Source organism: Aurantimonas sp. HBX-1, assembly GCF_021391535.1.
Lineage (GTDB): Bacteria > Pseudomonadota > Alphaproteobacteria > Rhizobiales > Rhizobiaceae > Aurantimonas.
Genome location: NZ_CP090066.1, coordinates 1,514,908 through 1,527,805 on the forward strand (window position 1 = coordinate 1,514,908; position 12,898 = coordinate 1,527,805).

General features: G+C 65.6%; 10 protein-coding genes. All 10 read left to right on the forward strand.

Annotated features, from left to right (window positions below):
• Nucleotides 1-70: 70 nt before the first annotated feature.
• The 10 genes from LXB15_RS07205 to LXB15_RS07250 all read left to right on the forward strand — a co-directional run bounded on the left by LXB15_RS07205 (nt 71) and on the right by LXB15_RS07250 (nt 12,880).
• Entirely contained in the window at nt 71-616 is a 546-nt protein-coding gene (locus tag LXB15_RS07205) for a (2Fe-2S)-binding protein (protein WP_233952004.1), read from the forward strand.
• Nucleotides 613-4,095 (forward strand): molybdopterin cofactor-binding domain-containing protein, encoded by a 3,483-nt coding sequence (locus tag LXB15_RS07210; protein WP_233952006.1) that lies wholly within the window; start codon nt 613-615, stop codon nt 4,093-4,095. Before LXB15_RS07205 ends, LXB15_RS07210 begins: the two co-directional genes overlap by 4 nt.
• Nucleotides 4,096-4,294: 199 nt before the next feature.
• On the forward strand, nt 4,295-5,437 hold the full coding sequence (locus LXB15_RS07215; protein ID WP_233952008.1) for an FAD-dependent monooxygenase: 1,143 nt from the start codon (nt 4,295-4,297) through the stop codon (nt 5,435-5,437).
• 569 nt (nt 5,438-6,006) lie between these two features.
• On the forward strand, nt 6,007-6,792 hold the full coding sequence (locus LXB15_RS07220; protein ID WP_233952010.1) for an HpcH/HpaI aldolase/citrate lyase family protein: 786 nt from the start codon (nt 6,007-6,009) through the stop codon (nt 6,790-6,792).
• Nucleotides 6,793-7,073: 281 nt separating this feature from the next.
• Nucleotides 7,074-7,715: an isochorismatase family protein gene (locus tag LXB15_RS07225; RefSeq protein ID WP_233952011.1), complete on the forward strand. Its 642-nt coding sequence runs from the start codon at nt 7,074-7,076 to the stop codon at nt 7,713-7,715.
• A gap of 113 nt (nt 7,716-7,828) precedes the next feature.
• Nucleotides 7,829-9,064, forward strand: coding sequence for an amidohydrolase family protein (locus tag LXB15_RS07230; protein ID WP_233952013.1), 1,236 nt, complete (start codon nt 7,829-7,831; stop codon nt 9,062-9,064).
• A complete protein-coding gene (locus LXB15_RS07235; RefSeq protein ID WP_233952015.1) occupies nt 9,064-9,789 on the forward strand; it encodes a haloacid dehalogenase type II in 726 nt (241 codons plus the stop codon). The genes LXB15_RS07230 and LXB15_RS07235 overlap by 1 nt, the downstream gene beginning before the upstream one ends.
• Before the next feature lie 84 nt (nt 9,790-9,873).
• Nucleotides 9,874-10,983, forward strand: coding sequence for a C4-dicarboxylate TRAP transporter substrate-binding protein (locus tag LXB15_RS07240; RefSeq protein WP_233952017.1), 1,110 nt, complete (start codon nt 9,874-9,876; stop codon nt 10,981-10,983).
• Nucleotides 10,984-11,044: 61 nt separating this feature from the next.
• A complete protein-coding gene (locus LXB15_RS07245; protein ID WP_233952018.1) occupies nt 11,045-11,539 on the forward strand; it encodes a TRAP transporter small permease subunit in 495 nt (164 codons plus the stop codon).
• A 33-nt stretch (nt 11,540-11,572) separates the two neighbouring features.
• Entirely contained in the window at nt 11,573-12,880 is a 1,308-nt protein-coding gene (locus tag LXB15_RS07250) for a TRAP transporter large permease (protein ID WP_233952020.1), read from the forward strand.
• Nucleotides 12,881-12,898: the final 18 nt, after the last annotated feature.

Here is a 12,898-nt window from a genome sequence, read left to right on the forward strand (position 1 = left end):
CGAGTGAATTTTCTGCGGCCGATGCGTTCGTCGCCGTCAGAGCTTCGGCCGATGGAGGTGGCGAAGGACGATGGATCGGTCGATCGATATTGTCGTGAATGGCAGCCGCCACGCACTCGCCGTCGGTGACCGGCGCAGCCTCCTCGACGTCCTCAGGAGCGATCTCGGTATCACCAGCCCGAAATACGGCTGCGGCCTCGCCCAATGCGGCGCCTGCACGGTGATGGTCGACGGAGCCCCGGCGCGTAGCTGCGTGCTTCGCGCGGCCAAGGCCGACGGCGCGGCGATCACGACGCTCGAAGGCTTGGCGGATGCCGGGTCCGCGGCGCTGCATCCAGTCCAGCAGGGGTTCGTCGAGGCCGCCGGCGCGCAGTGCGGCTACTGTCTGAATGGCATGATCATGTCGGCGCTGGCCCTCCTGTCGGTCAATCCCGATCCGAGGGAGGACGACGTCCGGGCGGCATTGCGCCACAATCTATGCCGCTGCGGGACCCACAAGGAGATCGTCGCCTCGGTGATGCGGGCGGCCGAACTGATGCGGGAGGCAGGCGGGCCGGCGGCGACCCGAAAGGGCGGCGCCCCCCTTCCTCCGGTCCGGGAAGGAACCCTCGCGTGAGCGGCGACTATGGGCGCATCCTGGTCTTTCGCGACAATGGCGGCGGGCCGGAAGTCTTCCTCTCCTTCGACACCTCCGGCGTCGCCATCGGCTTCAACGGCCATGTCGATCTCGGCACCGGCATCGAGACGGCGCTCTCGCAGATCGTCGCGGAGGAACTCGACCTGCCGCTCGACCGGGTTCGCATGGTTCTCGGCGATACGGCAAGGACCCCGAACCAGGGTCCGACGATCGCCTCCGAGACCATCCAGATAACCGCCGTCCCGCTGCGCCACGCCGCGGCGCAGATCCGCCGGGAACTCTCGCTGCGCGGTGCGCGGCGGCTGAACGCGCCGGCCTCGCGCGTCACCCTGTCGGACGGGTCGGTTCGCTGGAAGGACACTGCGGCGAGCTTTGAAAGCCTGATCGCGGGCGAGGACGTCGCGCTTCGGCTCGATCTCGATGCTCCGGTGAAGGACCCGGAGAATTACGCGATCGTCGGCCGCTCCGCAGCGCGGGTGGATCTGCCGGCCAAGGTCACCGGCAGCCATCCTTTCATTCACGACGTCTTCGTCGACGGCATGGTCCACGGCCATGTCGTGCGTCCGCCCTATCAAGGCCGCGACAGCGGTGCCTTCATCGCTCGCAGCCTGGTCGCTTTCGACGAGGCCGCCGTGCGCGACATGCCGGGCTTCCTCGCTGTCGTGCGGCGTGGCGATTTCTTGGGCGTCGTCGCGGAGCGGGCCGACCAGGCCGAAGCGATCGCCGAGACCCTCCCGGTGGAATGGCTGATGCCGCCGGAACTGCCGGAAATGGCCAGCCTGGCCGAGACGATCCGCGGCCAGCCCGCAACGCCGCGCACATGCGACGCCACCGGCGATTTCTCCGCCGGTATCGGCCAATGCGACGTCCGGCTGACGCGCTCCTATGTCTGGCCCTATCATTTGCATGGCTCGATCGGCCCGTCCTGCGCCATCGCCGACTGGAACAGCGGCGAGCCGATCGTCTGGTCGGGTTCCCAGAACCCTCACATGTTGCGGGCCGATCTCGCCAATCTGATGGAGCTCGACGAGGCGCGGATCGACATCCGCCGCTATCAGGCTGCCGGCTGCTATGGCCGCAACTGCGCCGACGACGTCTGCGGCGATGCCCTGCTCCTTTCGCACGCCGTCGGTCGTCCCGTGCGGGTGCAACTGACGCGGGCCCAGGAGCATCTCTGGGAGCCCAAGGGGGCCGCCCAGGTGATGGACGTCGAGGGCGGCCTGAAGGACGGCGCCTTCCACGCTTACAGCCTGGACAGCTGGTATCCCTCCAATCGCGGGCCGAACCTCGCGCTGCTTCTGACCGGGCGAGTCTCGCCCGAGCCCCGCCCCGCGGACATGGGCGACCGGACCATCGTCCCGCCATACCGGATCGCGCACAAGGCGATCACCGTCCATGACATGGCGCCGATCGTCCGCGCCGCGTGGATGCGCGGCGTCTCTGCCCTGCCCAACACCTTCGCCCATGAGAGCTTCGTCGACGAGCTGGCCTACGAGGCGGGGAGGGATCCCGTCGCGTTCCGGCTGGCCCATGTCGACGATCCCCGCACCGCCCATCTCATCCGCGAAAGTGCCGAGAAGGGCGGCTGGGAGGCGCGGAGCGGTCCGCGCAAGCGCCGCGAGGGCCGCATGGCCTATGGCCAGGGTTTTGCCTTCGCAACCTACGTCCACGGAACCTTTCCCGGAACGGCGGCGGCCGCGTCCGCCTGGATCTGCGATGTCGCCGTGGACATGGTGACCGGCGAGGTGCAACTCACCCGCGTCTTCGTCGGGCAGGATCAGGGCCTCGTCATCAATCCAGACGGGGTGCGCCATCAGATCCACGGCAACGTCAACCAGACGGCCAGCCGGGTGCTGAAGGAAGAGCTGAGCTTCGACGAGATCACCGTCACGGCCAAGAGCTGGGCGAGCTACCCGCTGCAGACCTTCCCCGAAACGCCTGCGATCGAGACCATGCTGATCGAGCGCGCGGGCGATCCGGCGCTCGGGGTCGGCGAGAGCGCAGCGGTGCCGGCGGCCGCGGCGATCGCCAATGCGATCTTCGACGCAACGGGCATCCGCATGCGCGAGGCGCCGTTCACCCCGGAAAAGATGCGCGCCGCGCTGGCGGTCGCCGGCTCTGGGCCGACTGCCCTCGTCGCCGGCCCCGGCGCGGAAGCTTCGTGGCGCGACCGGCTCGTGGCGAAGGGCTTCGGCTCGAAGGCTTCGGGTGCGAAGGGAATTGGGCTCGCGGCATTGCTCGGCGGCTCGCTCACGGCCGGCGCGCTGGCCCTGCCGATCCACCGGGCGATCCCGCCTACGGCCGCGCCGCCGGCCGCGAGTTTCTCGGCCGAACTTCTGGCCAAGGGCCGGCAGGTCTTCGCCGCCGGAAACTGTTCCGATTGCCACACCGTGCCCGGCGGGCCGCCGAATGCCGGCGGTCTTGCCGTCGAGACGCCGTTCGGGACGATCTATACCTCGAACATCACGCCCGACCCCGGTACCGGCCTCGGCAACTGGAGCTACGAGGCCTTCGAGCGCGCCATGCGCAAGGGTGTCTCGCGCGACGGCAGCAACCTTTATCCCGCCTTTCCCTACGCGTCCTTCGCCAGGATGAGCGGCGACGACATGTTCGCGCTCTACGCCTATCTGCAGACGCTCGAGCCGGTGCACCAGGAAACGCCGCAGGCCGAAATGGCCGTGCCGTTCAACCTGAGGCCGCTCAATGCCGGGTGGAACGCGCTCTATCTTGGTTCCGGGCCACTCGCGGCCGTTGCTGAGAGGAGCCCGGAGTGGAACCGCGGGCGCTATCTCGTCGAGGCAACGGGCCATTGCGGCGCCTGCCACTCGCCGCGGAACGCGCTCGGGGCCGAGAAGGGCGGCGAAGCAGCACTCTCGGGTGCGCCGGTCAAGGGCTGGTACGCGCCGCCCATCGCGGGCCCCGGCGCCGCCAGCTTCGGCTGGGACGAGCCGAGCTTCTACGAGTACCTGCGGACGGGCGTTGCCGGCGAGCTTGCGGCCGCCGCCGGGCCGATGGCCGACGTCGTCGCCAATCTGCAGGAATTGCCGGATACCGACATCCGGGCGATGGCGATCTATCTCGCCTCGCTCGCGACCGACGGGGCAGGGGGTGCGGACGGCGACCTTCGGCCTTCTGACGATCTTGGCGATGCCGCCGCCGGCCGGGCTGCCACGCCAGTCCCCGACGCGACGCACCGCCTGTTCGAGAGCGCCTGCGCGGTGTGCCACGAGCCGGCGGTGGGCAATCTGGCTACCGCCGCGCAGGTGCCGCTGTGGCGCAGTCCGGCCGTCAGGTCGGGCGACGACGAGGCGCTGCGGACCGTCATCCGGGAGGGAATCGAGGCGCCGCTTTCCCTGAAGACGCGCGACATGCCCGGCTTCGGCAAGGAGCTGACGAGCGGGCAGATCGACGCGCTGGCTGCCTACGTTCGCACGCGCTACGGCGCAGCGCCACGGTAGGACATTGTCGCGACCGATCCGAAGGGGCTCTGCCGGATCGATGAGGGGACGACGAACGCGGGATCGGCTTGTCTCGAAGCTGGCCTCGTCGGGGATCACGGAGCGGGAACGGCGGCGGGCGCCGCTCGTGGCGCAAGGGGCTTTACAGCTCCGGTTCGATTGTTAGTATACAAACAACTTGCAGAGACAGGACAGGGTCATGACATCCATCGAAACGGTCGACATCGCAGTCATCGGAGCCGGGCTCGGCGGGGCCGCGGCCATGGCGCTGCTGGATCATGCGGGTTTTTCCGCCCATACTTTCGAGCAGGCGCCTGAATTCCACCGGCTCGGCGCCGGTATCCACATCGGCCCGAACGTGATGAAGATCTTCCGGGAGATCGGGCTCGAGGATCGGCTCGCCACGATCGGCTCGCATCCGGACTTCTGGTTCTCGCGCGACGGCAACACCGGCGAATACCTCTCGAAGATCCGGCTCGGGGATTTCGCCAGGAAAGAGTACGGCGCGCCCTACATCACCATCCATCGGGGGGACATGCACGCCGTCCAGATCGAGGCCCTGCCGCAGGACCGGGTGCATTTCGGGCACAAGCTGACCGCCATCGAGGAGCGCGAGGACGACGTGCTCCTTTCCTTCGACAACGGCCGGCAGGTCGCGGCGAAGCTGGTCATCGGCGCCGACGGCATTAATTCGGCGATCCGTGAGATGCTGCTCGGCGTCGAGAAGCCGCGCTTTTCCGGCTGGATCGGCCACCGGGCGCTGGTCAATGTCGAAAAGCTGCGCGCCTCGGGCCTAGAATTCGAGGCCTGCGTGAAATGGTGGTGGGAAGCCTCTCGCCACATCATGGCCTATAACACCAAGGGCGACGGCTCGGAGTACTACTACGTCACCGGCGTGCCTGTGGACGGCTGGGAGCACGACGCCGCCTTCGTCGATTCTTCGCGCGAGGAGATGGAAGCGATCTTCGGTAATTCGCACCCGGAGGTGAATGCCCTGATCGATGCTACGGAAGAGGTCACCAAGTGGCCGTTCTGGAACCGCGATCCGCTCAACCTGTGGAGCCGCGGCCGTCTGTGCCTCCTCGGTGACGCCTGCCACCCGATGCGCCCGCACATGGCGCAAGGCGCCTGCATGGCGATCGAGGACGCGGCCGTGTTGACCCGCTGCCTCACCGAATGCGGCACGGAGAGTTATTCCGAGGCCTTCCAGCTCTATGAGCGAACGCGGCGTGATCGTGCCACCAAAGTTCAGACCATTTCCAATGCCAATACCTGGCTGAAGGAGCCGGAAGATCCGGCTTGGGTTTACGCTTACGATCCGACGACCGCGCCGCTTGGCTAACGCTGTGGACTTGCCTCGCAATCGTGGAGAGCTCTTCTGACGGGAGGTGGAGCATTCTATGGGCAAGCTACATCGCCGGGTCGGCAGGGAATTTGAGGCGGAGTCTATTCGGGATTTCTCGAGGACTAAGGACGCGTTGGCTCCCTCGGACGGCGCAAAAACCATGCAATAGCGCGAAAGCGGGGAGCCTCGCGGAGACGCTGAAAGCCGAAGGGCGTTCGAGACCTTCCGATTTTGCCCAGCACCTTCCGCGCTTCATCGACAAGCCCCCCAGAGCGTTAAAGAGATCGTACTATTCCGTTTGGCGCAAAGAGCCCATTTCAGCGAGAGAACGCGTGGTCGGAGGTCCGATAACATCCGCTTATCGGACCCTTGGAATTCCACGTTCTACCGAGGGCCAGGAAAGCGAACGATAACGGCATTTCGTTCCTTACGCGCAGATCCCAGACCCGCAACGGTGCCGCCTGGATATGCTCAAGCGGAACCCTCTCAAACTGGTGTCGGTCCTTGTAGCTCGCCTCGGCTCGTGCTGTTCTTCCGACCGTTGAAGCCTGTGAAGGGAGCGCGAAGTGCCGGCGCCTGCCAATCCGATAAAGGCCGCACTTCGGCGTGGCGAACGGCTCGACGGGCTCTGGCTGACGCTCGTTAGCCCGGCCGTGGCCGAGATCGCGGGGCGGGCCGGCTTCGACTGGTGCGTGATCGACATGGAGCATGCCCCGGCGACACTGCCGCTCGTTCAGGCGCAACTACAGGCGCTCGCCGGGACCCCCGCCGCGCCGGTGGTGCGGGTGCCGGTTGGCGATGAGTGGGTGCTGAAACAGGTGCTCGACCTCGGAGCGCAGAGCGTGATCGTTCCGATGATCCACGACGCCGCGTCCGCGGCCCGGGCCGTGGCCGCCGTGCGGTATCCGCCGCGCGGCCGACGCGGAATGGGGGCCGCCCTCGCGCGGGCGGGCGGATGGGGGGCGACGGCGGACTACGCGGCGACGGCGGACGCGCAGATCTGCCTGATCGTGCAGGCCGAAAGCGCTCAGGCGCTGCACAACATCGATGCCATCGCCGCGACCGAGGGGGTGGACGTCGTCTTTATCGGGCCGGCGGATCTGGCCGCCGACATGGGGCATGGCTGCGAGACAGACCATCTCGCCGTCGTCGCCGCCGTCGATCATATCGTCGCGCGAACCCGCGCCGCCGGCAAGGCGGCCGGCATCATTACCTTCGATCCGAAGCTGATCGCCCGCTACGCGGCGCAGGGCTTTGGCATGATCGGCGTCGGCGCGGACTGCACGGCGCTGCGCCTCGGGCTGGAGTCGCTTGTTCGCGTGGCGAGCCTGTCCCGCCAGCAGCCTAGCTAAGTCTTGCGCCGACGGGACGGTCGCCACTCTCCCTGCCACCTGCTGCGCTCTGGATGCCGGCTCCCGCCGATGCCGACACCCGGCAGTGCAGGCCCGACACGATTCGCCGCGGCAGTCTCCGTTCGACCCTCGAAGCCGAGGCAGGCCCAACCGTGACGGACGTCCTTTCCTGGCGAGAGGTCGGCGGAGCCCGGAAGGTTTCGGCTGCGTAAAAAACAGGCTTGACTGCTTCTTTCTCAATACGCAGTCTGCTTCCACGGTCGAAAGCGGAGGGTGAAGCCTTGTCTGACGATGACTACAAGAACCGCAGCTACGGCCAGATCCCGGTAGGGACGGGCTTCAAGCCGGGGATCGTGGTGGTGGACTTCCAGAGCGGGTTCACCGATCCGCAGTATCCGCTGGGCGGCGCGCCGCTGGTGATGCGGGCACTCGAGAACACCGAGAAGCTACTCAAGGTGGCACGCGCCTGCGGCGTGCCGGTGGCGAACTGCAATACCGCCTACATGAACGAGCGCGAGATGCCGTACTGGAAGATCACGGCGGTCCGCGAGACGTTCCTGCACGACCATCCCAGCGTGAAGTTCGATCCGCGCATATACGATCCCGATTATGATCTTACGGTCTGCAAGAAAGGTCCCTCGATCTTCTTCGGGACCGATGTCGCCGATTACTTCACCAAGGAGCGCGTCGATACGGTGATCGTTACCGGCTGCAACACGAGCGGCTGCATCAGGGCGACCTCCATCGACGCGTTCAGCTATCGCTATCGTACGCTGGTGCCCGAGGATTGCGTGGGCGACATCGAGGAGCAGCCGCATCGCGACAATCTGCGCGATCTGGGGCGGCGCTACGTCGACGTCGTCGACCTGCCCTACGTGCTGGACTACCTCGAGCGCTGGCAGCGCACGCGGGAAGCCGCCTGAACAAGATGATGCCGCCCCGTCGCCACCTCGCAGCAGCACCGCCGAGAGGGGCATCGCCACCCGTAATCGCGTTCGAGCGCGGACGAGAAGCGCTCGCTTAAGAAAGAGGTCGGATGACCATCGCGCTACTTCGCAATGCCCGGATCGTCGACGGAACGGCGCCGGAACCGACAGAGCCGATGGCCATCGTCATCGAGGACGGGATCATCCGGGAGGTGAGCCCGAACGCCACCGCGACGACGGACGAGGTGCTGGACCTCCAAGGCCTGACCGTCATGCCGGGCCTCGTCGACTGTCACGTCCACGTCATCGCCACGACCGCCAATCTCGGCCTGAACGCCGCCTTGCCGTCCTCGCTCGTCGCGGCGCGAAGCAGTGTGCTGATGCGTGACATGCTGATGCGCGGCTTCACCACCGTGCGCGACCTGGGGGGTGCGGATCGGGGGCTGCAGCTCGCGGTGGACGAGGGCGCCTTTCTCGGCCCACGCCTGGTGATCTGCGGCAAGGCGCTGTCACAGACCGGTGGCCATACCGACTATCGCGGCCCGTACGATAACCGCGACGTCAGCTGGTACGCGCAGAGCCTCGGCGCCATGGGCCGCAACTGCGATGGCGTGCCGGAGGTGCAGCGAGCGGTTCGCGAGGAGCTGAAGAACGGCGCGCAGTTCGTCAAGGCGATGGCGGACGGCGGCGTCTCCTCGCCGTCCGATCCGGTGGGTTATCTGGTGTTCTCGGTGGACGAGCTGAGGGCGATGGTCGAGATAGCCAAGGGTTTCGGGACGTATGCCACGGGCCATCTCTACGCCGACGAAGCAATCGTGCGGGCCCTGGATTGCGGGTTCGAATGCATCGAGCATGGCAACCTGATCTCCGACGCCACGATCGCGCGGGTTGCCAGGGACGGCATTCCGGTGGTTCCCACCAACATCACCTACGACATTCTCGCCAAGTCGGGCGCCAAGTTCGGCCTGCCGCCGGAGTCGGTCGCGAAGATCGCCGACGTGCGCGAGGCAGGACTGGAGAAGCTCGAGAAGATGCATGCGGCCGGTGTGATCATGGGCTATGGCTCGGACCTTCTGGGCGGCATGCAGACCGAGCAATCGGGCGAGTTCCCGCTGCGGGGCCGCTACATCCCGGCCGATGCCGTCATCCGCTCGGCCACCACGGACGCGGCGAAGGTGCTCCGCATGGAAGGCCGGATCGGTACGATCGCGCCAGGAGCATTCGCCGACATCATCGCGGTGGACGGCAACCCGCTCGAGGATCTCGATCTCCTGACGAAGCAGGGTGCGCACATGCCGCTCATCATGAAAGGCGGCGTGGCGGTCAAGAAGGCGGAGTCTCTGTGATGGCGAGGTTGCGGGACTACAAGGCGCTCAGCTTCGACGTCTACGGCACACTGATCGACTGGGAGAGCGGCATGCTGCACGGGTTGCGGCCGCTCACCGATCGCCTGAACCGCGAGATCTCCGACGACGCGGTTCTGGAGATGCATGCGCGCCACGAGAGCAGAGCCCAAGCGGCAACGCCTGGGCGGCGGTACAGCGACATCCTGGCGACGGTCTATCGGCGCTGCGCCGAGGAACTGGGCCTCGTCGTGGGGTGGGAGGAATGCGAGGCATACGGGCAGAGCGTACCCCACTGGCCGGCGTTTGCCGACAGCTTCGACGCCCTCGCCTACCTCAAGCGGCACTATCGCATGATCGTCCTCTCCAACGTCGACAACAGGAGCTTCGCGGGGTCGGCCGAGAAGCTCGGGATCGCCTGGGACGGCGTGTTCACGGCCGAGGATATCGGCAGCTACAAGCCGTCACCGCGGAACTTCGACTATCTGCTGGACGGCGTCGGGCGGATGGGCATCGATGCCCGCGAACTGCTCCATACCGCGGAGAGCATGTTCCACGATCACGTGCCCGCGCGCGCCAACGGGCTGGACAATGCGTGGATATACCGGCGTCATGCCAAGCACGGCTTCGGCGCGACCATGGATCCCGGCAAGCTGGCGGAGACGACGTTTCGGTTCCATTCCCTCAAGGAGATGGCGGAGGCGCACGAGAGCGATCATTCCCGGTAATCGGCGGTTCATCCCGCCCGTCTCGAGAGGGGCGAAAGCCCGTATGTTCCACCCGACCAGCAGGATACTCACATGAAAAAGCTAATGATGTACGCGGCGCTTGCCGGATTTGCAGCAGCGCCCGCCTCGGCGCAGACCAACTTCATCGCCAACAGCTTTTACGACAGTGCCGTACCGATGTCTGGTGAAGGTTACGTCCAGTGGGCGGAACTGGTCCAGAAACTGTCAGGCGGCGACCTCGTGCCGGAGGTGTTTACCGGCACCGTGCTCCTGGCGCCGCGTGCCTCGCTGCAGGGCATCCAGGACAATGTGGTGCAGGTCGCGCATCACGCTGCGATTTATACGCCGTCGGATCTTCCCGTTGCCAACGCTGTCCAGGAACTCGGCTTCGCCTATTCCGACCCGACGGTGGCGATCTTCGCCGTGACCGACTTCTCGATGAACAACGAGGTCCAGCTGCAGGAATGGCAGGACGAACAGGTCGTCTATCTCGGTGCCTACGCGACCCCCGCCTACGTTCTGATGTGCTCGAGCCCCGTTCGCAACCTCGCCGAGATCAAGGGCAAGCGCATCCGCACGGCCGGTTCGGCGGTCTCGGTGTGGGTGGAGGAGGCGGGCGGCATTCCGGTCAACGTCCCATCGAGCGAGATGTACACAGGCCTCGAGCGTGGCACGCTCGACTGCGCGACGAATTCCGCGAGCGATCTCGTCGACCGCTCGCTCCTCGAGGTGGCCGAGCATACGACGCTGCTTTCCACCGGCATGTACTGGTCCGGCCCGCAATGGGGCTACAACCCGGACTTTTGGGAAGGGCTGACGCCGGAGCAGCGCAAAGTCTTAATGGAGGCTTCCGCCCGCTCGATGGCGCGGATGGTCATCGCCTACGGGAAGAAGGTCGATGCCGGTCTGGAAGCAGCAAAGGCCGCGGGCGGAAACGTGTATGAGCCCGAGGAGGATCTGGCGGCCAATGTGGCCGAGTTCCGCGAGCGCACGTCTTCGGCCGCGGCAGAGAAAGCCGGCACCGATTTCGGCATCGCGGAGCCGGAGGCGCTGATCAGCGATTTCGAGCTGACCATGCAGAAATGGCAGGAGCTGTTGGCCGACGTCGACACGAGCGACGAGGATGCGCTGACCGATCTGGCCATGCAGGAAATCTACAGCAAGATCGACGCCGAAACATACGGCGTGAGATGACGCATTGGGGGGCCCGCAGCGACTGCAGGCCCCCGTCCACCAACCGGCGCAGGATCTGGCGATGCGGCAGCTTCTTGAAGTCATCCGGTGGCTCAACATCGGTGCCGCCGTTGCGGCCTGCCTGGTGATGCTTCTGATGATGTTTCACATCACGCTCGACGTGGGCGTGCGGTACTTCCTAAACGGGCAGATCGTCGGAACGCTGGAATGGGTATCGTTCTACTACATGGTCGCCCTGGTCTTCCTGGCCCTCGGCTATGTGGAGATCAAGAACGAGAATATCCGCGTCGATCTCTTCGTGCAGATGATGCCGCGTAAGGTGCAGCTTGCCCTTTATGTCTTCTCCTGCCTTCTCGGCCTGGTCTTCTTCGGCATGCTGTTCTGGCAGACCCTGCTGGACGCGGTCGGTGCGACGCGGCGGGGTGAGGAAGCGATGAGCAACTTCCGCTTCCTGATCTGGCCGGCCCGCTGGGCGCTGCCGATTGGTTTCGCCGGCGTGCTGCTGGCCGTGTGCTCCAACCTTCTGCGCGCCGTGTCCCGACGGGAAGCGCTCTGATGTTGGCGCCAAGAACGCTCCGAGGCCAATGAGATGAGCAACCTCGAGATCGGAGTCGCGGGCGTCTTCGTCGCGCTGGGGCTGATTGCGCTCCGCGTCCCGATAGGGCTAGCGCTCGGGCTCGTCTCGATCGCCGGGATCGGGGTCATGTTCAATCTTACGGTGGCTTGGGGCATGATCTCCGCCACCCCCTTCGACTACGTCGGCCAGTGGGAGCTGTCGGCGGCGCCGATGTTCCTCCTAATGGGCTTCATCTGCTCGTCTACCGATATGACGAGGGGGCTGTTCCTGGCCCTGCGGCTTTACCTCGCGCGGCTGCCAGGCGGGCTGGCCGTCACCTCGGTGGGGGCCTGCGCATTCTTCGCTGCCGCATCGGGTTCGTCGGTTGCCACAGCCGCCGCGATGTCGCGGATGGCTGTGCCGGAAATGCTCGACAACGGCTACGACCGAGGCCTCGCGACGGGAACGATCGCCGCTTCGGGTACGCTTGGGTCCCTAATACCACCGTCGGTTCTGCTCATCTTGTACGGCGTCTATGCGCAGGTCTCAGTGGGTCAGCTTTTCATGGCCGGTTTTATTCCGGGCGTTCTCTCGGCGCTGATCTACATCGCCATGATCATCGTCCGGGTGAAGCTGAAGCCGGAACTCGCCGGCAAGGTCGTGATCAACCCCACGCCGCGAGAACGCAGGGAGGCCTTTCGCGACGTTTGGCCATTACCTCTGCTCATTCTGGTGGTGCTGGGTGGGATATTCTCAGGCGTTTTCTCGCCCACCGAAGCGGGCGCGCTGGGCGCCTTCGCCGCCGTGGTGATCGCTATTGCGAGGCGCAAGCTTAGTCCTGCCGCGATGATAGAGGCGGTTTCGCAGGCGATCGTTTCGACCGCCTCTATCTTCATCATCCTCATCGGCTCGCTTTTCTTCACGCGCTTTCTTGCGCTTTCCGGCTTTCCGCGGGCCTTCGCTGAGGCGATCCTCTCCGTCAGCACCGACACCTGGTGGATATTGTTTGCAGTGGCGGTGATCTTTCTCGTGCTGGGTATGCTGATCGACAGTATCGGGCTGTTGCTGCTAACTCTTCCCATCCTGGTGCCGCTGGTGAACGAAGCTGACATCAACCCAGTCTGGTTCGGGATTATCGTAATCAAGCTTCTGGAAATTGGGCTGATCACGCCGCCGATCGGGCTCAACGTCTACATGATCAACGGAGCGCTCAACAATCGCGTCACGCTGCCCGAAATATTCCGGGGAATCACATGGTTTCTCGTTATGGACCTGCTGACGCTCATCATCCTGATCGCTTTCCCGATCCTGTCGCTCTGGCTGCCCTCACTAGCCTACTGATAGGAGCAGACTCGATCG

Excerpts from the sequence above, each read along its gene's own strand:
- LXB15_RS07205 (WP_233952004.1), top strand. The coding sequence starts at position 71 with ATGGATCGGTCGATCGATATTGTCGTGAATGGCAGCCGCCACGCACTC.
- LXB15_RS07215 (WP_233952008.1), top strand. The coding sequence starts at position 4,295 with ATGACATCCATCGAAACGGTCGACATCGCAGTCATCGGAGCCGGGCTC.
- LXB15_RS07230 (WP_233952013.1), top strand. The coding sequence starts at position 7,829 with ATGACCATCGCGCTACTTCGCAATGCCCGGATCGTCGACGGAACGGCG.
- LXB15_RS07235 (WP_233952015.1), top strand. The coding sequence starts at position 9,064 with ATGGCGAGGTTGCGGGACTACAAGGCGCTCAGCTTCGACGTCTACGGC.
- LXB15_RS07240 (WP_233952017.1), top strand. The coding sequence starts at position 9,874 with ATGATGTACGCGGCGCTTGCCGGATTTGCAGCAGCGCCCGCCTCGGCG.
- LXB15_RS07245 (WP_233952018.1), top strand. The coding sequence starts at position 11,045 with ATGCGGCAGCTTCTTGAAGTCATCCGGTGGCTCAACATCGGTGCCGCC.
- LXB15_RS07250 (WP_233952020.1), top strand. The coding sequence starts at position 11,573 with ATGAGCAACCTCGAGATCGGAGTCGCGGGCGTCTTCGTCGCGCTGGGG.